Genomic DNA, 22,785 nt, shown 5'->3' with positions numbered 1-22,785 from the left:
CCGACGCGTCGATAACAACTGCCTCACCAGATCCGACGGCAAGACTAAGGGTGTTAGCAGGAATCGCTGCAGAGGTTGCTGTACCAGTGGCGCTAGCAATTTGGCCGATCTGGTTAGATTTAACACCCGTTGCCAAGTTAACGCTGATGGTTTCACCGACGTTTGCACCTACTTGGAAGCTCGCGCTGCCGAAGCTACCGTCGAGAAGCTTGGTTCCGTTAAAGGAAGTTTGGCTGCCGATACGGTCGATTTCTGCTAAACGCTGCTGTACTTCAGAGTCTAGTGCTTGGCGGTCAGAGGCAGAGTAGGTTGAGTTAGCTGACTGAACTGCTAGCTCACGAATACGCTGTAAGTTGTTAGTAATTTCGTCGATGGCCGCTTCACCAGTTTGAGCTAGTGAGATACCGTCGTTGGCATTACGAACCGCTTGGTTCAAACCGTTGATTTGGGTTGTGAAGCGCGTAGTGATCGCCAAACCGGCCGCATCATCTTTTGCGCTGTTAATACGCAGGCCAGTAGAAAGGCGCTGCAGTGAAGTGTTCAATGTTTCTTGCGACTTTTGCAGGTTACGCTGTGCATTCAGTGACGCAACATTGGTGTTGATACTTAGGGCCATGGTAAATCTCCTTTCCACTCTATGCGGTATAAAGACGATTAGTCTTTGATTAAGCACCAGCCCGATTGGCTGTGATTTGCTTTCACCCCATATAACGGAGATTTCGGGAAGATCTTTAAGTTTATTTTGTAAGTAGATGTACGCATTTGGGTCAGTATTAAACTGCAAAAACCACTGATTTTGGCAGCTAAATGCCATAAACACACCGGACTTTAGTCGTATCGACTGGTAGACCGAAAACTAAAGTAAAAAAGCGCGACGTATTTCTAAGCACCTTGACGTCGATGTGGGGGGACTATCCTTTGACTAGAGGCGGACTCAACATCTGAGCGCCATTTTATAAAGACACTCAAAACGTACATATATACTCCAACGTAATCTACTACCCGCATTAATATGGCCCTCTCAATTCAGTTTATTTATAAAGGCCATATGATCGACGGGTTGCACACAGCTTACTGAACGCCAACAAACAAGTTCGATTTTTTAACCTAGGAGTATGAAAAGTCATAACTTAACAAACGGGAATGAATTGGGCTTAGGACCAAATTCTTTAGAAAAAGACTAGAATTGTTGAATATCTGTGTACTTACACTTTCGTTGGCGACGACGAAAACCCTTGTGACGAGGAGTCGTACCGCGCGCGTAATCCATAAAACTTTGTGGAGTTGACGTGATTCAAGACCTGTTTTGTCAAGACAAACCTACGTAGCTATTATTATATCGGTCGCGTGCTCTTCCAACTCACCGCGTTCTGAGAATCCCAAGACTTCCAAGAATCGCGACTATGCACCAAGCATAGGGTGCAGGCGTACCCCAAAGCGCCTTATCACCGACTATCGCCAAACTAAGCCCAAGTAGTGCAAAGCCAACACTCATGGCAGTTGCCACCGTTGCCATCAATAAGTTTTCCGGCTTTTTCGTAGCGAGAATAAATAAAGCGATCATCGCTATGATTGCGATCGACCCAACGTGCCAAGAAAAATGATGAAGCCAAATGACATCCGCCGCCAAATCGGCAGCAGACAGCGGAGGCAATACCATGGGCGCGCCGAGCAATTCATGGGCGATCAATACAAGCACGCACAATACAATGGCTGCCCATAGGAACTTAGACGGTTTATACCTTGTATTCATTGAATAATCATCCCGTTATATGACGATGGACGGTGCTTTAGTCAACGCGCAAGACGGCACATCGTTTCTTTTTTTGCTTGTTATTATTGGTTATAACTACTGCAGAATACAACTGTAGTACGAGCATCACTGGATGCAATATACGCAGTGAAAGTTAGTGTAGATGTAGGTCTACGAATAATATAAAACGGGAGGCGAGTATCGAGGTAGCAAGCAAAACTATGCAAAGCTTATTTCAACCAATGTATAGTCAAAGCTGACCCTTGGGTGCGTTATTGTTCAGGATTATAGCTTCGCTACCACTTACAAATAATTAAACAATGACAAACCCTGAGTCTTAGCAAACGCTTGCTGCGCCGCCTGTAAAGAAGCCTGCTGCTGACTAAAGCGGGAAATGGCCTCAGCATAATCTAGGTCATTAATGAGGCTGAGGCTCTCCGATATTTGAAGATTCGCCCCGGTATTGATATCTGACTGGCGCTCAAGCGATTCCATCCTCGCGCCAATATTCGATTGTTTCTGAATTAAATGGTCAATAGCCTGATCGAACCCACTTAACGCCGTATTGATCTCATTGTGTTGCGCAGCACGTTCCGTTTGATTCTTACGCGGTGTTTCTAAGGCTAGCGCCAAAGATTCGACCATCGAAAATAGATCTTGGCGCTTAGATGGTCTCAGGGTAAATTCGTCACCTGTGGCCGGCGCGCCTGTCACGCTTACCGCCATGCCAGCAACGAGAATGTCGCCTCCGCTAAGATAATCGCCGCTATCAACTACCGCGCCACCACCATCAACAACGTCGTACTGTGTTTCACTGGTGAACCGAATCGTCAGTGACGAGTGGTTAAAAGCTTGCACATCGGCAACGCTACCTGCGTTGATAATGCCCGTACCCGTGTTGCTAGCGTCCGCCGCTGCAATAAACTGGCCGTTGCCATTCAGAATACCCATATAGACATCGGAGCCTGGATCGCCATCTGCCATAAGGCGCGAGGGACCTATTTGCAGTTGACGCTGACCATCGTCACCGTTATAGATATAGCCATCAGCGGTTTTAGAAAACGCTGCACTGCCTTCTTGGTAACCGGCAAATATATAATGGCCACTACTGTCTTTAGTATTGGCATAGCTCAGCAGATTATCTAATTGCTGGCGAAGTTCTAGCGCGATGGACGCACGGGAGTCATTGCTTTGCGAGTCATTATTAGCCTGCACAGTGAGTTCACGGATGCGCTGAACCACATCTATGCTACTGCCCACCACACTCTCTTCAAGGCGAAGACGACTATCCAGTAAATTAGCATTACGCAAATACTGATCTGTTTGATCCTGAGCACGATTCAGTTCAAGGCTGCGCACGGCACCAACGGGGTCGTCCGAAGGACTGAGAACACGTTTTCCTGTCGACAATTGTTGCTGCGTTGCCGCCAACTTGGTTTGTTGGCTAAGCATACTGTTAACACTATTGGTGTACATTTGGCTTGTTGAAATTCTCATCGCTCTACTCTCTGCAACTGCATGTCGTTAATCCGGCCTGTCCTGTTACTTTTTTCAATCAAGATTCAAACCTTAGCGAAACGCACCCATCAGGGCTTGGAACAAATCGTTGGCCACGCTCGCCGCCTGTGCCGCCGCCTGATAAGCCTGCTGAAACTTCAATAGATTTGCCGCCTCTTCATCTAAGTTCACACCAGAAATTGCTTGATGATTGGTGCTAGTTTGCGTCAACAAGTTCTCTTGCGACTGGCGATTTATCTGAGCACTGCGGGTCGCAACCGCAATATCACCCACCAAGCCATTTACTGTGTCTTGAATACTGGCGGTACCACCGTTCAGAATTTTATTACTTTCCGCCGCTGCCATTTTTAACAGATTTCGGTTGTCGCCCAAGGCATTGGTATTTGCACCAATGTAGAAATGATCACCCGCTACAGGCGTGCCGGTAATGGTGACCTTATTTCCATTAATAGTAACTTCCGACCCCGACGTAAAACTAAAACTTCCGGCGCCGTTAATCTGATAGGTGTTCGCATTTAAAAATTCAATATCTACATCATCTAGCAAATTAGGATTAGCGCTATCCACCACATCCGTTTCAGAAATTTTGCCAGAACCAATATTATCTAAATCAACGGTGCTGCGGGTTGCCGCCGCCGCGGCAATACCCGCGGGATCAGTCATGACAACCTTCAAACCATCTGCCGCAGCTTGCGTGGGCTTAAGTAAAAACTGATCTCCCACCGCCGCCGCTGAGTTGAAGCTGACTTGCAAGCCATTAAACTCAAACGGATCGGCAACGGTACCCGTTCCGGTAACACCCGTAATTTCTGTACCCGAACTTTCGTCATAGAAACGCCAACCGGCGCCATCTAGGCGAATCAACGTATTATTACCATCTAAAGCCGAAATATCGGTTATTTGGGCACTCAATTCCGCGCCGCTGGTATTGTTTCTACTGCGATAAACCTCAGGATCCGGCACGCTATATATATCCGAGCCCTGACCACCTTTTAAATCCATACCTGAACGATTCAAGCTATTCAGTGAGTCCGATATCGCAATCGCGATTCTACCCAACTCATTACGGGTGTCGTTTAAGACGCCATCGCGAAAACTCAGGGTTCCACCTAAACTGCCACCACGAATGCTGTCGCTAATTTCTGAAAACTTATTGCCAGCCTCCATGGCAATCTCAATGCGTCCAGGCTCAAAAACATTGGTTACCGCTTTCATTTTAATCGCGCGCTCGCCTAGCACTAGCGCTTCGCCATTACCGATAAAAACGCTAACGCTGCCATCACCCTGCTCAACCGACGTCGTACCAATCAGTTCATTGAGTGATAACAAAGCCTGATCGCGCTGATCGAGTAAATCATTAGCTTCTGAACCAAACTGGCCCTGAGACTTGCTAATCATCAAGTTGATTTCAGCAATTTGAGCACTGAGATCATTAATATCACTGACCGACGCTGAAATACGGGTATTCACTTCCCGACTTAAACTGTCAATCTGTGAAGACATATCGGCGAAACGATCACCCAAGCCTTGGGCTTCGGCCAACATTAGCTGCCTAGCCGAGATAGAAGACGGGTCGTCAGCAACATCTTGTAAACTATTATAAAATCGCGATAGGGATGCACTGAGTCCCAAATCAGAATCTGCCAAGGTGTTATCGACTTGTGCGACAAGCTGATAGTAACTGTCTGCCTGCGAAAAGGCCGCTTGAGAATTACGCAGCTGATCAACAGTAAAACTGTCGTACACGCGACTGACCGAAGACACCTTAACACCGGAACCAATGGTTAAATTCCCAGATTGCGAGGGTACACGAGTAGCAAAGTCGACCTTCTGACTGCTATAACCTTCAGTGTCTGCATTGGCAATATTATGACTGGTGGTCGCCAAGGCACGCTGATAAGACACCAGTCCCGACAAGGCATTACCTAACATATCACCCATGGTTTACCCCTTATTGCCCAAACGACTTATCGGCCGTCAGGCTAAAATCCTGAATACTGCGTTCCATACCACCGAGCTGTTGCAAGCGACTGCGCAAGGCTGCCCCTTCGCCACTTAGCCCAGCGCCCTCAACACTCGCAGTTTGATCTGTAGGGCCTTTTAATTGAGTTACAATAGCCTCTGCCATACCGATACCACCTTGATCCGACAGTGTTACGGATAACTGGCTATCGAGCATTTCTTCATACACTTCGACACTGCTATCACTAAATAAACCGCCATCGGGTACCGCTGCACGCATGCTCTTTAACATCATTTGTAGAAACAAGGCTTCAAACTGTTTAGCAACTGGTTCAATCGCGGCCTCGGGGCTTGCTTCAGCGTCGCGACGTAGCGATGCCAAACCCGAGAAGTCGTGATAGTTGCCTGCTGCTTTAACGTCCATTGCGTTTTACCCTCGTATCCAGCTCTGATCTATATAACCAGTAGCTCAGCGCGCAAGGCGCCAGCCTGATCCAAGGCCTCGAGAATCGCCACCAAATCACTTGGCGAGGCGCCCACATTATTGATTGCCTTTACGATGTCTTCTAAGGTCACGCCGGCATCAAGTAAAAACATACGTGAGCCCGCTTCCTGTACATCGATATTCGACTTCTGAGCGGCAACCGTTTCGCCACCGCGAGAAAACGCACCGGGTTGCGATACTTCGACACTTTCCGAAATCGACACGGTCAAGGAGCCATGACTGACCGCCGCAGGCAAAACGCGAACATTACCACCAATAACAATGGTGCCTGTGCGCGAATTAACCACAACCCGAGCACCTGCCTCAGCTGGGGTGATTTCCAGTGTTTCCAACATCGAGATAAACGTTACGCTGCGATCAGGATTACTTGGCCCCTGTACTTTCACCGTGGCGGAATCCATTGCGCTCGCCGTACCGGGACCAAATTTTGAATTAATTTCTTCTGCTAAACGACGAGCGGTGGTGAAATCTGATTTCTTCAGATTCAGCATAATCTCACCGTTAGCCGACATCACACTTGGCGCAGCACGTTCCACAATGGCGCCGTTTGGAATACGACCGGCGCTGGGGATATTGACGGTTACCCGTGAACCATCGGCGCCCGACACACCTAAGCCGCCAACTAAAAGACTGCCCTGCGCTACTGCGTAAACCTGACCATCAGCACCCATCATCGGCGCCATTAATAGACTACCGCCGCGCAAGCTTGCTGCATTACCGATAGACGAAACCGTTACATCGATTGTCTGACCAGGCTTAGAGAAGGCAGGTAAACTTGCGTGTACAGTCACCGCAGCCACGTTTTTTAATTGTGGATTCACGTTGTCTGGTACCCGTACACCGAAGCCGGTCAACATATTGCGAATACTTTGAATCGTAAAGGGTGCTTGACTAGTCTGGTCACCAGTGCCACTCAAGCCGACCACCAAGCCATAACCTACCAACTGGTTTTCGCGCACGCCCGCGACATTTACTAAGTCCTTAACACGCTCCGCACTTGCGGCTGGAATATAACAACTCAACACCACAGTCATCGCTAGGAATGTGTTACGAAAACTCGTCAATTTATTAAATGCAGACATGTTGGCGTACCTCAAAAGGGCGACAATACAGACTGGAATACACGTCCCAGCCAGCCCATGGAATTTGCGTCTGCCAGTGCGCCTTTACCACTATAGGTAATGCGAGCATCAGCTACTTTGTACGATGGCACTGCGTTATCGGCACCGATATCTTCTGGGCGCACTATGCCTTTTATGCGTATAAATTCTTCACCTTGATTGATCGTTACCCATTTTTCACCGCGTACGCGGAGACTGCCATTGCGCAACACTTCAGACACGGTCACCGTAATACTGCCAGTTAAGCTATTACTTTGACTGCTGGTACCCTGCCCTGAAAAATCCTGGTCAGATGACACGCCAGAGGACAGAATCGGCACACCATTGTGCGTTACACCCCGGCCAAGTAGAGTTACTGTCGGAACAGAGATATTGCTCTCCTTTCCGGTTGCAGTGCTCGATGACTTAGATGCATCGGTCTTTTCTTCAAGGGTCACCGTAATGATGTCGCCAACCTGGCGGGCGCGGCGATCAAGAAATAAACTCATGCCGTAACCTGAGCGGTAGATAGAACCCATATTATTGCTGTCGTCGGCAATGGCCGGCGGCGCTGCAGACTCGTAATCCGCAGTTTGATCTTTCGCTGGCGCTGACGAACACGCAGACATCAGACTAACAACGGCTATTGCCATCAAGGCCTTTATGATTTGCATGTTGCTTACTGTGGGTTTAGTCATCGTAATTGCCTGCATTTTTCATTCAAGTACTATCTTACTAACCTTGCTATACAAGACTATTCAGATGTCACTTATAAATTGTTATTCACGTATTGCATCATCTGGTCACTGGTGGCGATGGCTTTTGAGTTCATTTCATAAGCACGCTGGGTTTCAATCATATTCACCAGCTCTTCAACCACATTCACATTCGAACCTTCTAAGGCGCCCTGCTGAAGAGTACCAAGGCCACTCAAACCAGGTGTGCCGGTCTGCGGCGCACCGCTAGAGGCAGACTCCATATACAAATTCTCTCCACGGGCCTGTAAGCCAGAGGCATTAACAAAATCGGCAAGTTGAAAACTGCCAAGCTGCACTGGCGAGGCGCTGCCCGCAAGTACCGCGCTAATGACGCCGTCTGAACCTACCGTGACACTTAAGGCGCCCTGAGGAACCGTAATACCCGGATCTACAATATTGCCGGTATTGGTAACTATTTGACCTTGGTCATCTAACTGAAAGGAGCCATCGCGGGTATAGGCCGCAGTGCCATCCGGCATTTGCACTTGGAAAAAGCCACGGCCATTAATTGCAACGTCCAGCGAGTTGTTCGTTTGGGTCATAGTGCCCTGGGCGAAAATCTTTTCGGTGGACACCACTCGCACACCGGTACCAACATGCATGCCGCTCGGTGAACGGGTTTGCTGTGAAGTTTGACCGCCGACTTGGCGCATATTTTGGTATAGCAAATCTTCGAACGAGGCGCGATCACGTTTAAAGCCTGTGGTATTCGCGTTAGCTAAGTTGTTACTCACAACCTGCATGCGGGTTTGCTGTGCATCAAGACCGGTTTTTGCAACCCAAAGTGATGAATTCATAATTTAATTCCTCTTTATTCCAAACGCAGCAAACGGCTGCCTGTTTCTGCCATTGATTCTGCGGCGCTCATAACTTTGACGTGCATTTCAAACTGTCTCGCCAATGAAATCATAGTGACCATGGCATCGACGGTATTTACGTTGGAAGCCTCTAAGCTACCTGAACTAATGCGTATTTCAGATGAGGTCGGTGCAACACCACCGTTACGCATACGCATCAAACCGTCTTCACCTTTTTGTAAATCTGCCGGTGCGGCATCCACAAGACGAATGCGATCAACAGTTGCTACTGACTCAGGCCCCTGTCCAAGCGGCACAATAGACACTGTGCCGTCTTCGCCGATCATTAAGCTTTTGTGTTCTGGAATAGCGACCGGACCACCGTCACCCATTACTGGCTGACCGGCGCCATTCAAAAGCATACCGTCAGCGCTGATTTTAAAATCACCGCGACGAGAGTATGCCTCGCTGCCATCACTGGCCTGCACGGCAAACCAGCCTTTCTCGCCGCGAATCGCCACATCCAAATCACGACCGGTTGTGGTTACAACACCTGTAGAAAAGTCGCTTGCTTGTCCTTCAAGCACAGAGTTAAACCGCGTTTCCATACCCGGACCAGCAACTTGGCGGGAGAGCATGTTCTGAAAGTCACCACGAAAGCCGGCCGTGCTGACGTTCGCCAAGTTATTGGCGTTCGTTGCCTGCGCCTGTTGGGTGTTTTTAGCACCCATCATGCCTATGTAAAGTAACTTATCCATAAACCCTCCCGTTCAGTCCACGCGATCAACGCGACTATCGGATGTTAATAATCGCCTGCGTTACCGCATCAGCTGTCTGGATCATTTGGGTGTTCGCCTGAAAGTTGCGCTGCGCAGTAATCATTTCAACCAGCTGAGCTGTCAGGTCAACGTTGGAGCTTTCCAGCGCGCCCGACTGCAGCAAACCAAAATTTGAAGAACCCGCTTCACCCACACGAGCACCGCCCGAGGCGAAGGTTTCTGCCCAGGAGGTATCACCCTGTTGCTGCAAACCGTTCGGGTTAGAAAAACTCGCCATAGCAACTCTACCAAGTTGCTTAGACTGACCATTGGTAAACCGGGCAGATATGATGCCAGTGGTGTCCACTTCAATACCCGTTAACCGGCCAGTGGTGAAACCATCCTGCTGTAAGTTGTTAACACCGAATTCTTTGCCGTATTGCGTGGTCGCCGTAAAGTCAAAGCTCAAGTCAAGGTTCGCAGCTCCACTACCTGGATCATAGGAAGGGTAGGAAATTAGGCCTGAGGCTGGAACTTGCAATTCACCAGCATTGCTAAAGCTCACCGGATTAGGGCCACCGACGGGGTTATTATCGACATACAGCTGCTGATTCCAGCTATTCGCCGCCGCGTCTTTTACAAAATACAAAGTCGCGGTATGTTGAGTACCCAGAGAATCGTATACCGTCAGCGACGTCGCATGGTTATAGCTTGTAGGCAGTGTTGGATCAAATGGTGTTGCCGCAGGCACGGGGGCATTGGCCGGCAAGTTCACACCTATCTCAGCACGTGTTGTGGCGGCCGGTGCATTTTCCGAGACCTGCAATTTCAAATCACTTAGTGACCCAGTAGAGAAACTGCCATCCCCAGAGGGTGGGAAGACCTGCAAGCGCTCTAGATTGTTATTCACAACAAAGCCATCGCGATCGACACTAAAAGAACCTGCGCGGGTGTAACTGACACCACTGGACCCTTTCATGGTGAAGAAACCCTCGCCCGAAATCGCAAGGTCTAAATTATTATCGGTAAAGTCGACGTTACCCTGAGAAAACTCTTGGGTAATCGTATTTAAGCGCACACCAGCGCCAGGCGTGGTCTTGGTGACATCGTTATTGGATGTAGCATATACATCTGCGAATGCCACCCGCGATCCTTTAAAGCCCGCCGTATTGACGTTGGCAATATTGTGCGCGGTGACATCAAGGTGTGACGATGCGGCGTTTAATCCACTCAGTGCAATACGAAAGCTCATGGGCCTACTCCTGGTCTAAAAACATCTGTTATGTGCGTAACGGCGTCATTACCGCTTAGCTGATTTCTAAAATTTGCGACATGCTCACGGTACCTAAACCTTGCACCTGTACCTGAGGCGATCCGCCCGCAGCTGGCACGCTCACGCTCTGCACTTCACTGCGTATTTGTGTGGATACTGCCTCTCTGGTATTGCCGTTTAGGTAATTAGCGCGAATCTGATAGGTGCCTGGCGGCATGCGCTCTCCATTCAAACCCACACCATTCCATTCGAACCCGATCGTTCCCGCGCGTTGTGGACCTAATGGGACTTTGCCGACAACTTCACCTGTGGGCGAGAGAATTTCGATATCTAACGCCGTAGTACTGGTGCTCAAGCTAACCTGACCTTCTACGTTGCCGCTAGGTGGCAAAGCGGCCACATCGGTTTCTAGCAAGACCTCTTTACCAATCAAGGAAGAGGCATCCAGCAACTGGGCGGAGTACAAGGATTGAGTCAAGCCTGACAAGTTTTCATTCATTTCACTGATGCCACTAACCGACGTTAGCTGGGCCATCTGACTAATGAATTCAGTGTTATCGGTCGGATTCAACGGGTCCTGACTCTTTAGCTGTTGCAGCATGAGCTTCATAAAATCATCTTGATCGAGCGACGAGGCGTCTTTCTTAGCTTTACTCGCAGCACTCTGCAGTTGAAGATCTTCAATCGTACGCAGTTCCATAATTTAGTTCCTACTGCTGGCCGAGCTGCAAGGCGCGCAGCATAAGTGTTTTAGTGGTAGAAAAAACTTCAGCATTATTTTGATAAGCCCGCGATGCAGACATCATATTTGCCATTTCTTCCATCGTATTTACATTAGAACTGTAGATATAGCCGTCGGCATCTGCCTGTGGATGGCCGGGCTCATAACGTTTTTCGACAGCCGCATCGCTCTCAACCACACCCGTTACTGCGATCCCAACCACTTCTCGCTGTTGGTTCATCACGGTAGAAAAAACAGGCTGACGAGAACGATATGCACTTTCTTCACTGCTACTCACCGTGTCGGCATTCGCCATATTACTGGCGACGGTATTTAGTCTAAGCATTTGTGCGTTCATGGCAGACGCGGCGACATTTAATGGATTAGCCATAACTTAGCGACCTCCCTGCAAAACAGATTTCATTCCGCTAAAGCGGCTACTCAAAAAAGACAGCGTCGCTTGGTAACGCATCGCGTTATCGGCAAATTCAGCCTGCTCCATACTCGTATCCACAGTATTGCCATCTTCAGATGGCTGAGTGGGAACTCGATATTTAAGATCCATCGGCAGTGTATCCGCGCCGGCACTCGCCGCCTGGATATGACCACTGTTAGTCGTCCGCATTGCCAATTGCAGCTGATTTCCGCCCGCCGCCGACTGGGAAAGAACCGCTTTAAAATCTATGTCCTGCGCTTTGTATCCAGGGGTATCCGCATTTGCTATATTCATGGCGAGCACTTCATTGCGCTTTTGACGCACTTGCAGTGCCTGCTCATGTATCCCTAGTGCTTTATCAAAGTTAATCGACATTTTTTTCACCAACGTTCTAAAGTTATTCATTCTGCTGACGATCTATCCCGTAGATCATTAATTTTCTCAGCATTCAATTGCGCTCTACCAAGAGTCAAGGCAAGGCCCGTGCCAGAAAAATTAACTTAATATTTTCAACAAGTTAAAAACAGAAAATACTGGTATTGCCAAAATAACGGCACACTCAAGCCGTTAATGGCAAAATTCCGGCAACCCCCCTCCTCCGTAAAAACACCTACTCCCCCTGATAAAAACAATTTCAAGCTGGCATACCCATTGCTACATCCGTTGAAAATAGATACAAAACGACAAAACTTTGACGTCTTAAAATGCTATGAAAAAACAAACACATTGCTATGCACTTGTTCTACTAAGCTGCTTAATAAGCCTCGCTAGCACAAACCTATTCGCCGCCACCCAAGCTGGCAGTGAACTAGAGAGTCATGCACGCATTTCAGAAACGGCAAGTGCCTATATTGCAAGCCGCCATCCATGGCAAAAAATGAAAACTAAGATCACTGTGCAAGCCTTAGATCCACGCACGAAGCTTTTACGCTGCCCAGTTAAACTTGAGGCCTTCTTGTCATCGGGCGCAAAAATAAAACGCCGTACAACTGTCGGCGTGCGCTGCAACGGTAAAAAACCGTGGAAGATATATCTGCCCGTCACCGTAGAGGCCTACGCCAATGTGATGGTGGCGCGCCACCCAATTGCACCCAACAGCGAGATAAGCGAACGCGATGTAAGCTGGAGTCAACGAGACATTTCCGCCTTAGGATATGGATATTTGCAGTCGTTAGGAGATCGCGGTGGCTACCGCAGCAAGAGAAGTATTGCCCAAGGTGCGGTACTAACACCAAATATGGTTGAGGCAAGCAGTATTATCAGCAAGGGACAACGGGTTCAGCTAAATAGCAACACAGGCCCCGTCAGTGTAAGCATGATGGGAATTGCTATGCAGGATGGCGCATTGGGTTCGCGAATAATGGTAAAAAACCTCAACTCTGGGAAGCAATTAGAGGGTGTGGTGGCATCAGAAAATGTTGTGCTACTTAACTAAAGTTTTTTTTATGACTGCCGATATAATGAGCGTAGGCTTATCAATAGAGAGGATTCCGACATGGTCGAGCGATTAAACGGCTCATCACTGAGTCAGCCCCGCAAAGTAGATAGCGGGCGAACTGACGGAAATAAACCGGAGAGTGTCGGCGCCAGCAAAACGTCAACCATCGGCAGTAATCCGTCGTCCATTACCGAAACACCCCTTATGGAGCGCACTAGGGTGGAAGTGAATAGCAGCGATGGCATCGACCGCCAAAAAGTAGAGGCCATTAAAACCGCTATTAGAAATGGCGAATTTAATATCGACGCCAAAAAAGTAGCGGAAGCCATGATCAATATGGAAGCAACGACAGGCGCCTGATTATGATGACTGAACTAAGCGACATACTTCAACATATTCAAAAGCATGCTAGAGAGCTTGAGTCTGTACTCCTTAAAGAGGCAGCAACCTTAAGTCGCGCGGACTCTGCTGAAATGATTGAAATGCTCGCCATTCAGAAAATGGATCTAGTGCAGACTTTAGACCAGCTAGCGCTTCGTCGCCGTCAAATAGTCGATGAAGCTGGTGGTAATGACCTAAGCAACAGCAATGAAGATTGGCAAGACAGCCTCGCCATTTTGGCTCGCTGCCAGAGCTTGAACACTCAAGTCGGGTCAGATATCAGCGCGCAGGCACGCTACAAGCAGCGCGCCCTGGAAATTCTCGGCGCAGTCAACACCGAAACGACACTTTACAGCGCTAGCGGCGCTGCCCAATATGCGGGTGCAAAACAGGCCCTAGGCAAAGCGTAAATAAGTAGAGCTTGGTCGCGCCATCAGCACAGTGCCATTTCCATATAAAGGTGGTTATCAAGAACCTTGTTATAGCTTCTATTACGTGCCAATACCTTAAAACCCATTTGTTGATAAAGTCGTAGTGCATTGGCGTTTTGTTCAGCGACATCAAGACTAAGACTTTGATATCCACCCTCTCGCGCCTGTGCCGCCATATAATTAATCATTTTTGCCGCAATGCCCTTGCCTCGGCAATTTTCTCGGACGGCAATATGGCAAAGATATAAACAGCCTTTGCGCGGTGCTTTTACCAACCTCAATTCAAATATCAATCCCTTTAAAATACCCCGCCACCCGTAGCTGATAAAAATTGCACGAGCGTTACCCAAAAAGGTACTGCTATGACTGGGCACATCAAAACTACCAATACTGCCCACAACCTCGCCATCAAGCTCATAAACGTTGTGGTGTACGTGACTAAACATCGTTCGCGTATCGGCAAATTCCTTGCTCAGGAAGTCCACAATATATGGCCCATGTTGGCGACTAAAGATGTGTTCAAATGTGACTGGTCCAGATGCAAATACCAGCTGCGCTGCCTGCGCACTGTCTTCACTTCTTGCTTTACGTATTGTCATGACTGCGCCCGCACATTATTGATATCGATTCCGTCCTGTATTTATATAGCATGGCTTTAGCACTAATTTCTGCTTAAAAATGTGTAAGAGTGGTATTAAAAGCGATTCAAAACCTCTATGCTCAAAGACAGCTAAGGCAAATTTTCACGCAAATACTGCCACAGCCCGTCAGTATTAGTTCGAAAAATTTGTCACCAGCCTCATTCAATTTAAAGAGATTTGGCGATGACCAGCACTCGATCTTCACAGCTTGTTATCTTTGGCGGCACTGGCGACCTCGCACTCAGAAAGTTGCAGCCTGCTCTGTATAAACTTCAGCGCGAAGGCCTTATGGACGATGTTTCCTCCATAATCGCATTGGGTCGTGGTGAAAGTAGCACCGACGAATACCGAGCACTTATCAAAGAAAAAATGCGCCAATTCCTTCCCAATCATTTCTGGGACGAGAAACATTGGCAACAGTTTTCTGAAAAACTGCACTACATTCGGTTAGACGTTAACAGCCTCAAGGACTACCACAGTCTGGCTGACGCCATAAACAAACAGCCAAACAACACCACGGTCTTTTATTTAGCAACGTCTTCGACCCTTTACACGAGTATTTGCCGTAATCTGCACAGTATTGGTGTAGTCAATGAGCATTCCCGCGTCGTTTTAGAAAAACCTCTAGGGCACGATCTTGATACGTGTACCGAGATAAATCACGAAGTCCTACAAGTATTTCCCGAGAGAAATATTTTCCGTATTGATCATTACCTCGGCAAAGAAACCGTTCAAAATCTACTGGTTTTACGATTTGGTAATGCCCTATTTGGCCCCTTGTGGAACAGCCAATATATCGACAATATTCAAATCACCGTTGCGGAAGATATTGGCGTTGAAGGTCGCGGTGACTTTTACGCCAAAACCGGCGCATTGCGTGACATGGTTCAAAATCACATGTTACAGCTACTGTGCTTGGTTGCTATGGAACCCCCTGCCAATTTACGCGCTGACACCATTCGCGACGAGAAAGTCAAAGTTCTACAGGCCTTGCGGCCAATCACCGCAGACAATGTGAAAGCTAAAACGGTTCGTGGCCAATATACCGCTGGCGCGGTTAACGCAGCGCCTGTCGCCGCTTTTTTAGACGAAACCGGCTTCGAAGACAGCAACAACACTGAAACCTTTGTCGCCATACAAGCCGATGTACACAATTGGCGCTGGGAAGGGACGCCTTTTTATCTGCGCACTGGCAAACGACTGGCACGGCGATACTCAGAAATAATAGTGGAATTAAAGAAACATCCTTTCAGCCTATTTGAAGGCGACCCAAATGACCTTCCCAATAAACTCGTTATCCGTCTGCAACCGGAAGAAAATATCACCCTGTACAAGGTGAATAAAAAACCAGGACTGGGAAGACAACTAAAATTAGAGCAAGTAGAACTAAAACTTGATGCAGACTTGTACGATGAATTGCAGGCTCACGAAGCATACGAACGCTTATTGCTGGATGTGTTAGAGGGTGATCAAACCCTCTTCATGCGCCGCGACGAAGTTGAGGCATGCTGGGCGTGGGTAGACAGCATTATCGAAGCGTGGCAAAACGCGGGGACCAAAACTAAACCCTATGCCGCAGGCACCATGGGACCAAATGCATCGCTGGCACTCCCGGAGAAACATGGGAGAAGCTGGCATGAGTAATAAGCCGACTCTGATACTCTTTCCAAGTCGAGATGAACTCGACCAAGCTCTAGCCGCAAACATCGCATCTGCACTAAACATCGCTATACACACCCACGGCAGTGCCAGTATTGCCGTATCCGGCGGCTCAACCCCGCAAAATATGTTTAGCCTACTAAGCCAATCACCACTTAATTGGTCTGCGGTGCAAACTCTGCTGGTGGATGAGCGGTGGCTGCCAGCTGACCATGAAGGCAGCAATGAAGGGATGTTACGTAACACCCTGCTTACTGGCGAAGCGGCCAAATGCAGCTATTTACCCCTTAAAAACTCGGCAGAAACCGCCGACGATGGTCAATATGCCCTTGAAGAAAAACTAGATAGTCTAGCGTGGCCACTCACACTTGTGCATTTAGGCATGGGGGAAGATGGCCACACAGCATCGTGGTTTTACGACGCTCCAGAGTACCCCAATTTGTGCGCAGCGCATTCCCAGCATTGTTTTGCTGTTCACCCTAGCACAGCGCCCTACGCCCGAATAAGTCTATCGCCGGCAGCCGTATTTAACAGCGAAAAAATAGTGGTGCACATCACCGGAAATACCAAGCGCTCTGTGCTGGAAGCGGCCTTGGTCGAAGGTTCCGAACATCCTATTTCTATGGTCTTGCGCCAGCAGCAAGTGCCAGTTGACATCTACTGGGCCCCCTAATGACGTCACCGACAACCGTCCCTCTGCATCCCGTTATCACCGCGGTCACTGAACGCATCCGTCTTCGGAGCGCAACTCATCGCGCGGCGTATTTAGAAAAATGCCAAAGTATGCGCCGCAAAGGACCTCTCCGAGGACAGCTTTCCTGCAGTAATTTAGCCCACGGTTTTGCCTCGTGTAGTTCTGCGGACAAAGACCGTATTCGCTTAGAGGAAGCGGCTAATATTGCCATCGTTAGTGCCTACAACGATATGCTGTCAGCCCACAAACCCTTAGAGCACTATCCTGACCTTATTCGCAACGCTGTTGCGGAACTAGGTTGTACGGCTCAATTTGCTGGCGCTACGCCAGCGATGTGCGATGGCGTTACGCAGGGCGCAGAAGGCATGGAATTAAGCTTGTTCAGCCGCGACACCATCGCCATGAGCACTGCCATTGCCCTGACCCACAATATGTTCGATGCAGTTTTGTGCTTAGGTGTGTGCGATAAAATTGTTCCCGGCTTACTCATCGGCGCACTGAGCTTCGGTCATCTCCCACTCATTATGATTCCAGCTGGCCCCATGTCTACCGGCCTGAGTAATGACGAAAAAGCCCGAATTCGTCAGCTTTATGCAGAGGGGAAGGTTGGCCGTGAAGAATTATTAGACGCCGAAGCCAGCGCCTATCATGGCGAAGGCACCTGTACGTTCTACGGCACCGCCAACAGCAACCAAATGCTGATGGAAGCCATGGGCTTACATATTCCTGGCACCGCCTTTGTACCGCCACATGGTGCCCTGCGCGAAGAACTCACCCGCGCTGCGGCGCGACAGGTTTGCAAAATCACTGCACTCACTCCCAGTTATACACCGTTGTGCGATGTGGTAGATGAGCGGAGCTTAGTCAATGCCATTGTTACGCTGCTCGCTACCGGCGGCTCTACGAATCACAGTATCCATTGGATTGCGATAGCGCGAGCCGCGGGCATTATTATCGACTGGCAAGATTTTGCTGAACTTTCAGAGGCCACACCGCTCCTCTGCCGTATCTATCCCAATGGCAAAGCCGACGTAAATCATTTTCACGCCGCCGGCGGCACCGGATTTGTGATAGCTGAACTCATTTCCGCCGGCTTACTTCACGCCGACGTGAACACAGTCTGGGGTAAGGGGCTGCATCATTATAGCCGGGCACCCAGCTTAGCCGGTGGGAGTTTACACTGGCAGGATAGCCCATCCCTAAGCGCTGACAATACCGTTTTGCGCCCTGCCACTGATCCATTTGATCCCCACGGTGGCATGAAATTACTGACTGGCAAACTAGGTCGCAGCATTATAAAAGTGTCGGCCGTAAAGCCGGAACATCGCTATGTTAAAGCACCCGCCGTGGTATTCGACACCCAAGACGCCCTGAAAGACGCCTTCGACGCTGGCGAACTAGAGCATGACTTTGTCGCAGTAGTGCGCTTTCAAGGTCCGAAGGCGAACGGTATGCCCGAGCTACACAAGCTCACGCCCTATCTTGGCATATTACAAGAGCGCGGTTTTAAAGTGGCGCTGGTTACAGACGGGCGAATGTCAGGCGCGTCAGGCAAAATCCCTGCGGCGATACATCTATATCCAGAAGCTATGGCAGGGGGAGCAATTGCTAAAATTCAAACTGGTGACATGCTCGTTCTCGACGCCGAAAATGAGGAATTAGAGATACTAATATCTGAAGATGAATTGGCGCTACGTCCAGCAGCCAAGTATATGGCGCCAGCAGCCAGCGATAACTATGGTCGAGATTTATTTGCTGGATTGCGCGCCAACGTGGCTACCGCAGAAGAAGGTGCCGGTACATTTTTAATTTGAGTATCGCGCCAAGATAGGGCGCCACAACGTAGGTCCCTATCAGGCGCCAATCTAGTACATGTAGAATTTTAAGCGGCGTACAAGGTTTTTAGCATCGTCAAAAACCCTTCACGGTCAGTTTTAAGCTCTCCCTCGGTAGGTACTATCCAGCTCCCACCCACGCAGGCCACAGACTCTAGCGCCAAATAGTCCTTATAATTCGCTTTAGAAATACCTCCGGTCGGGCAAAACATTGCATCTGGAAAGGGACCGGACAGGGCTTTCAGCAGCGCGATACCACCCGTTGTCTCCGCCGGGAAAAACTTAAATACACGATGCTCCTCATTCATGGCGGCCATTAATTCACTGGCGGTCGCGATACCCGGAATATAGGGTGTTAAAGTCTTTCTTGCTAAAATAGATAACTCTGCAGAAAAACCGGGGCTAATGACAAAATCAGCTTCATCCGCCGCGCGTAGCATTTGACGTCGATTCACAACCGTACCCACACCTACTTTTGCGAAGGGCACAAGATCTTTAAATAGTTTAACCATCTGCCACGCGTCTGGGTGGCGGAGGGTTACCTCAATGGTGGGCACCTTTGCTTCGGCGAAAAGCTCCGCACACGATTGGGCATGCGCCAGAGAACGAAAATGCGCCACCGGCATAACCGGTGCAGCGCGTTGCAGAATTCTCAGTGTATCGCTCATACATCACTCCTTTTCTGCTCACCCAAACATCATTAAGCAACTGCTTATTCAACGGGTAATATAAACATACGTGCTATAAACACTCTACACGTCAAGCGGCGGATGGATCAAAGGAAAAATCGAGATTAATCTAGCGTCCGCTTGTAGCGAACCATGGCAAGTAATACTACGACAATCATAAATACGCTAATAGCGGCCAGCTCCATTCGCAAATCGCCAAAGCCTGCGCCTTTGAGCATAATACCGCGAACTACCCTTAAAAAATGCGTGAGCGGCAAAACCTCACCAATAACTTGGGCCCACATAGGCATGCCGCGAAATGGAAACATAAACCCCGACAGTAACATCGATGGTAAAAAGAAAAATACGGTCAATTGCATCGCTTGAATTTGTGTTTTTGCGATTGTTGAAAACGTAAAACCCAAGGCCAAATTTGCAATAATAAAAAGTGTCACGCTGAATAGTAGTAGGCTAATACTTCCGACAAAGGGTACCGAAAAAACCCAATGGGCAACCAATAAAACAATCACCGTTTGTACTGCACCAACACCTAAAAACGGTATTATTTTGCCGACCATGACCTCAAATGGAGAACCCGGCATGGCCAATAAATTTTCTAAGGTGCCGCGTTCGGTTTCCCGCGTCATCGCCACCCCGGTAATCATGACTAGGGTCATGGTTAAAATAACGCCAAGTAAACCTGGAACTATATTGTACTGAGTAATCCCCTCGGGGTTGTATCTGGGGTGAACAATAACCTCAACTGGACCGGGGTCTGCTTGAAGATGCGCCAGAGCGCCGTTTAGATCTTTGCGCAGCGCTCGATTTACAATCGTATTTATTCGACTCAACGCGTTCGACGCCGCCACAGGGTCTGTCGCGTCCGCGGCCACAAGAAGTTGTGGTCGCTCCCCCCGCACTAGACGCTCAGTAAATCCCACCGGGATTTCAATGACAAATACCGCCCCGCCGCCGGCAAGTAAATGATCGCCCTCTCGGGCATCTGGTATATTTTTACTTATATCAAAATATTCAGAGTGCTCTAAGCCTGCGATGAGACTCCGCACAATAGGCGTATATTCTTCTGCATGAATCGCAGTAGGTAGATGTTTGGGGTCGGTATTAATAGCATAGCCAAATAAAACCAATTCCAAAATTGGAATAGCCAACATTACCGCAAACGTCAGGCGGTCGCGGCGCATTTGAATAAGTTCTTTTAGGAAGACCGCGTTAATTCTAGCAAGACTAACACCTTGACTATATCGCCGCCGATCACTCATGCGTGGCTCCGAATATCTGCACCAGACTGATCCATCAAAGCGATAAACACATCCTCTAAGCTCGGACGAATCTCGTGCCACTGGTAGCCTTGGTCGGCGACAGATTCTACCGCCTTCTCTAATAGCGCCCGGTCATGACCACAGATATGCAAGCCAGCCCCAAAATACGCCGCATACTCCACTCCGGCCAGCTTCGCAATCCGCGGCTCCAAAGCTCTTACATTCATGCCCTCCGCTCGAAAACTTATGAGACCAGATTGATCAATTATGTCCGGAACGGTACCTTGGGTAATCAAATTACCGTGGGCGAGATACACAATATGGTCGCAGCGTTCAGCTTCATCCATATAGTGAGTCGATACTAATACCGTCATCCCCTCGTTAGATAGACGATGAATCTGATCCCAAAAATCCCTCCGCGCCTGCGGATCGACACCCGCTGTCGGTTCATCTAAAAGCAGTAACTCTGGTCGATGCATGGTGACGGCGGCGAGGGCTAAGCGCTGCTTCCACCCTCCAGATAGAGCACCAGCTAACTGGTGCTGACGATGCCCCAATCCCAATATATCTAAAGTGTCATCGACACAGCGGCGACGATTATCCAACTCATATATACGGGCAACAAATTCCAAATTTTCACGTACGGTCAATTCCGTCCAAAACGAAAATCGCTGGGTCATATAGCCGGTATGACGACGAATTAATTCAGCATCCCGTCGCAAATCAAAACCAAGGCAGGTGCCCTCGCCCTCAGTCGCGTTCAATAACCCACACAACATTCGTATCGTGGTGGTTTTACCGGAGCCATTTGGCCCCAAAAAACCCCAAACTTGGCCCTTAGGGAGCTGCAAATCAACCTTATTAACAGCAACTTTATTGGCGAAATGTTTACTTAAGCCACGCACATCTATTGCAAGCTCAGTCATTGCGACCCGCCTGCAGGAAAATATCAACGGGCTGCCCGGGGTGTAAGCCACTGTCTGAGGCTAATTTCGCCTCGATAAGAAAAACTAATTTTTGCCGCGACGCGACGCTGTAAATAACAGGTGGAGTATATTCAGGTTCACTCGCTATATAAGCGACCTCAGCACTTACCAATTTATCTACGCCATCTTGTTTAATATCAAGCATGGTGCCGATAGGAATATTTGCGAGCTGACTTTGCGGCACAAAAAACCGAATCTTTAATCCATCGCTAGGCAACAATGCTAAGGCGGGTGCGCCGCTCGCTAGCTGCTCGCCCTCGCGAAAATACACTTGCTCTACCCTCGCGGCAAGACGCGCATACACAGTCCGCTGATCTAATCGCCATTGCGCCTTCGCGACGGCGTTCTCAGCTCGTTCAAAGGCTGCTTTCGATGCCAACACGGTATTTTCACGAGAGGCTAATTTGGCAAGCCGTATTTGTGCGTCAATACTATCAACACGAGCGTTGGCCGCATTGAACTCAGCGACCGCTTGATCAACCATCGATTGGGCGACCACGCCCTTGCGTCGCAAAGTAGTAAGGCGTCGCTTTTCTGACTCGGCATACACCTTTGCAGCAACAGCCTCTTTTCGCTGGGAGTCTAATCGATTAATCTCATCTGGCCGTGCACCGCTACTTAAATCACGGTATTGCGCCGCGGCCTGCGCCGCTGAGGCCTGTGCCTCACTAAGGTCAAAAACTTGCCTCTCTTTATCCAATTCAAATAGCATCTGCCCACGTTCAACAGTGTCGCCTTCCCTCACGGCGCTAGAGACGATCCACCCCGACTCTAAAGCGCTCACGTAAAGATACTCAGCTTCAACGTAACCGTTCAAACTATCTATAACTAGGGATTCTTCGCAACCAAAAAGAACATACAGCACGCTTAGTATCGCCAAATACTTTAAAGCAGACACATCACAATCCTCGCAAAATACCTCGGTTGGATTTTAACACTGACCTATACCACTCCAGGCAGCATACACACGACAACAATATAGCAGTCTATATGACTCGCCGTATGGTTCAGTTAACTATCATAATCACAACAATATAAGCTCGACCATCGAGGAAAAATCGACACCCCCATCCCGCTAACCCTGCAAATGCAGCACCTATAGGCTAACTGTAAAACTAAAAAAGCCAGACCGTTTCCGGACTGGCTTTTATTAAGTCTATTTTGACTACCCAATATGAGCAATCAATTCAA

The 22,785-nt window shown here is 48.8% G+C and carries 23 protein-coding genes and 1 pseudogene; 6 read left to right on the top strand and 18 right to left on the bottom strand.

Annotated features, from left to right (window positions below; all coding sequences use genetic code 11):
* Nucleotides 1-205: 205 nt before the first annotated feature.
* From O9X78_RS21025 to flgB, 13 genes and pseudogenes are all read right to left on the bottom strand, one after another.
* Nucleotides 206-616: pseudogene (locus O9X78_RS21025) on the bottom strand (flagellin N-terminal helical domain-containing protein); the annotation flags it as partial.
* A 744-nt stretch (nucleotides 617-1,360) separates the two neighbouring features.
* The gene (locus tag O9X78_RS14705; RefSeq protein WP_269620469.1) at nucleotides 1,361-1,753 is read right to left on the bottom strand and encodes a hypothetical protein; all 393 of its coding nucleotides are present in this window, start codon (nucleotides 1,751-1,753) and stop codon (nucleotides 1,361-1,363) included.
* A 303-nt stretch (nucleotides 1,754-2,056) separates the two neighbouring features.
* The gene (flgL, locus tag O9X78_RS14700) at nucleotides 2,057-3,250 is read right to left on the bottom strand and encodes a flagellar hook-associated protein FlgL (protein WP_269620468.1); all 1,194 of its coding nucleotides are present in this window, start codon (nucleotides 3,248-3,250) and stop codon (nucleotides 2,057-2,059) included.
* Nucleotides 3,251-3,322: 72 nt separating this feature from the next.
* A complete protein-coding gene (gene flgK, locus O9X78_RS14695) occupies nucleotides 3,323-5,212 on the bottom strand; it encodes a flagellar hook-associated protein FlgK (RefSeq protein WP_269620467.1) in 1,890 nt (629 codons plus the stop codon).
* A gap of 10 nt (nucleotides 5,213-5,222) precedes the next feature.
* On the bottom strand, nucleotides 5,223-5,657 hold the full coding sequence (locus O9X78_RS14690) for a rod-binding protein (protein ID WP_269620466.1): 435 nt from the start codon (nucleotides 5,655-5,657) through the stop codon (nucleotides 5,223-5,225).
* Nucleotides 5,658-5,686: 29 nt separating this feature from the next.
* A complete protein-coding gene (locus tag O9X78_RS14685; protein ID WP_435056060.1) occupies nucleotides 5,687-6,820 on the bottom strand; it encodes a flagellar basal body P-ring protein FlgI in 1,134 nt (377 codons plus the stop codon).
* Nucleotides 6,821-6,831: 11 nt separating this feature from the next.
* Nucleotides 6,832-7,536 (bottom strand): flagellar basal body L-ring protein FlgH, encoded by a 705-nt coding sequence (gene flgH, locus O9X78_RS14680; protein ID WP_269620465.1) that lies wholly within the window; start codon nucleotides 7,534-7,536, stop codon nucleotides 6,832-6,834.
* Between the two features lie 71 nt (nucleotides 7,537-7,607).
* A complete protein-coding gene (gene flgG, locus O9X78_RS14675) occupies nucleotides 7,608-8,393 on the bottom strand; it encodes a flagellar basal-body rod protein FlgG (RefSeq protein WP_269620464.1) in 786 nt (261 codons plus the stop codon).
* Nucleotides 8,394-8,407: 14 nt separating this feature from the next.
* The gene (locus tag O9X78_RS14670; RefSeq protein ID WP_269620463.1) at nucleotides 8,408-9,151 is read right to left on the bottom strand and encodes a flagellar basal body rod protein FlgF; all 744 of its coding nucleotides are present in this window, start codon (nucleotides 9,149-9,151) and stop codon (nucleotides 8,408-8,410) included.
* 34 nt (nucleotides 9,152-9,185) lie between these two features.
* Nucleotides 9,186-10,403: a flagellar hook protein FlgE gene (flgE, locus tag O9X78_RS14665; RefSeq protein WP_269620462.1), complete on the bottom strand. Its 1,218-nt coding sequence runs from the start codon at nucleotides 10,401-10,403 to the stop codon at nucleotides 9,186-9,188.
* 55 nt (nucleotides 10,404-10,458) lie between these two features.
* Nucleotides 10,459-11,124, bottom strand: coding sequence for a flagellar hook assembly protein FlgD (locus tag O9X78_RS14660; RefSeq protein WP_269620461.1), 666 nt, complete (start codon nucleotides 11,122-11,124; stop codon nucleotides 10,459-10,461).
* A 10-nt stretch (nucleotides 11,125-11,134) separates the two neighbouring features.
* Complete coding sequence (gene flgC / locus O9X78_RS14655) at nucleotides 11,135-11,536, bottom strand: flagellar basal body rod protein FlgC (RefSeq protein ID WP_269620460.1); 402 nt, start codon at nucleotides 11,534-11,536, stop codon at nucleotides 11,135-11,137.
* 3 nt (nucleotides 11,537-11,539) lie between these two features.
* On the bottom strand, nucleotides 11,540-11,956 hold the full coding sequence (gene flgB / locus O9X78_RS14650; protein ID WP_269620459.1) for a flagellar basal body rod protein FlgB: 417 nt from the start codon (nucleotides 11,954-11,956) through the stop codon (nucleotides 11,540-11,542).
* 334 nt (nucleotides 11,957-12,290) lie between these two features.
* Between flgB and flgA the strand changes: the two genes are divergently transcribed.
* The 3 genes from flgA to O9X78_RS14635 are packed head-to-tail and all read left to right on the top strand — an operon-like array spanning nucleotide 12,291 to nucleotide 13,810.
* Nucleotides 12,291-13,016, top strand: coding sequence for a flagellar basal body P-ring formation chaperone FlgA (gene flgA, locus O9X78_RS14645; RefSeq protein ID WP_269620458.1), 726 nt, complete (start codon nucleotides 12,291-12,293; stop codon nucleotides 13,014-13,016).
* 60 nt (nucleotides 13,017-13,076) lie between these two features.
* A complete protein-coding gene (gene flgM / locus O9X78_RS14640; protein ID WP_269620457.1) occupies nucleotides 13,077-13,379 on the top strand; it encodes a flagellar biosynthesis anti-sigma factor FlgM in 303 nt (100 codons plus the stop codon).
* Between the two features lie 2 nt (nucleotides 13,380-13,381).
* On the top strand, nucleotides 13,382-13,810 hold the full coding sequence (locus O9X78_RS14635) for a flagella synthesis protein FlgN (protein ID WP_269620456.1): 429 nt from the start codon (nucleotides 13,382-13,384) through the stop codon (nucleotides 13,808-13,810).
* Between the two features lie 23 nt (nucleotides 13,811-13,833).
* Here O9X78_RS14635 and O9X78_RS14630 read toward each other — a convergent pair whose 3' ends face one another.
* Nucleotides 13,834-14,430: a GNAT family N-acetyltransferase gene (locus tag O9X78_RS14630; protein WP_269620455.1), complete on the bottom strand. Its 597-nt coding sequence runs from the start codon at nucleotides 14,428-14,430 to the stop codon at nucleotides 13,834-13,836.
* A gap of 225 nt (nucleotides 14,431-14,655) precedes the next feature.
* Between O9X78_RS14630 and zwf the strand changes: the two genes are divergently transcribed.
* Genes zwf through edd form a run of 3 tightly spaced genes read left to right on the top strand, consistent with a single transcriptional unit; the run spans nucleotide 14,656 to nucleotide 18,639 of the window.
* A complete protein-coding gene (gene zwf / locus O9X78_RS14625) occupies nucleotides 14,656-16,116 on the top strand; it encodes a glucose-6-phosphate dehydrogenase (RefSeq protein ID WP_269620454.1) in 1,461 nt (486 codons plus the stop codon).
* Nucleotides 16,109-16,804, top strand: a complete 696-nt coding sequence (pgl, locus tag O9X78_RS14620; RefSeq protein ID WP_269620453.1) for a 6-phosphogluconolactonase — start codon at nucleotides 16,109-16,111, stop codon at nucleotides 16,802-16,804. Before zwf ends, pgl begins: the two co-directional genes overlap by 8 nt.
* A complete protein-coding gene (edd, locus tag O9X78_RS14615; RefSeq protein WP_269620452.1) occupies nucleotides 16,804-18,639 on the top strand; it encodes a phosphogluconate dehydratase in 1,836 nt (611 codons plus the stop codon). Before pgl ends, edd begins: the two co-directional genes overlap by 1 nt.
* Before the next feature lie 68 nt (nucleotides 18,640-18,707).
* Here the strand turns inward: edd and eda are convergent, their stop codons facing one another.
* The 4 genes from eda to O9X78_RS14595 form a co-directional block, all read right to left on the bottom strand.
* On the bottom strand, nucleotides 18,708-19,328 hold the full coding sequence (gene eda / locus O9X78_RS14610; RefSeq protein ID WP_269620451.1) for a bifunctional 4-hydroxy-2-oxoglutarate aldolase/2-dehydro-3-deoxy-phosphogluconate aldolase: 621 nt from the start codon (nucleotides 19,326-19,328) through the stop codon (nucleotides 18,708-18,710).
* 125 nt (nucleotides 19,329-19,453) lie between these two features.
* Complete coding sequence (locus tag O9X78_RS14605; protein ID WP_269620450.1) at nucleotides 19,454-20,608, bottom strand: ABC transporter permease; 1,155 nt, start codon at nucleotides 20,606-20,608, stop codon at nucleotides 19,454-19,456.
* Nucleotides 20,605-21,534: an ABC transporter ATP-binding protein gene (locus tag O9X78_RS14600; RefSeq protein ID WP_269620449.1), complete on the bottom strand. Its 930-nt coding sequence runs from the start codon at nucleotides 21,532-21,534 to the stop codon at nucleotides 20,605-20,607. Before O9X78_RS14600 ends, O9X78_RS14605 begins: the two co-directional genes overlap by 4 nt.
* Complete coding sequence (locus O9X78_RS14595) at nucleotides 21,527-22,492, bottom strand: HlyD family secretion protein (RefSeq protein WP_269620448.1); 966 nt, start codon at nucleotides 22,490-22,492, stop codon at nucleotides 21,527-21,529. The genes O9X78_RS14600 and O9X78_RS14595 overlap by 8 nt, the downstream gene beginning before the upstream one ends.
* Nucleotides 22,493-22,785: the final 293 nt, after the last annotated feature.

Source organism: Zhongshania aquatica, from assembly GCF_027257955.1.
Classification (GTDB): Bacteria; Pseudomonadota; Gammaproteobacteria; order Pseudomonadales; family Spongiibacteraceae; genus Spongiibacter; species Spongiibacter aquatica.
The sequence above is the reverse complement of the archived record's forward strand: the minus strand, read 5'-3'. Positions and strand labels throughout refer to the sequence as shown.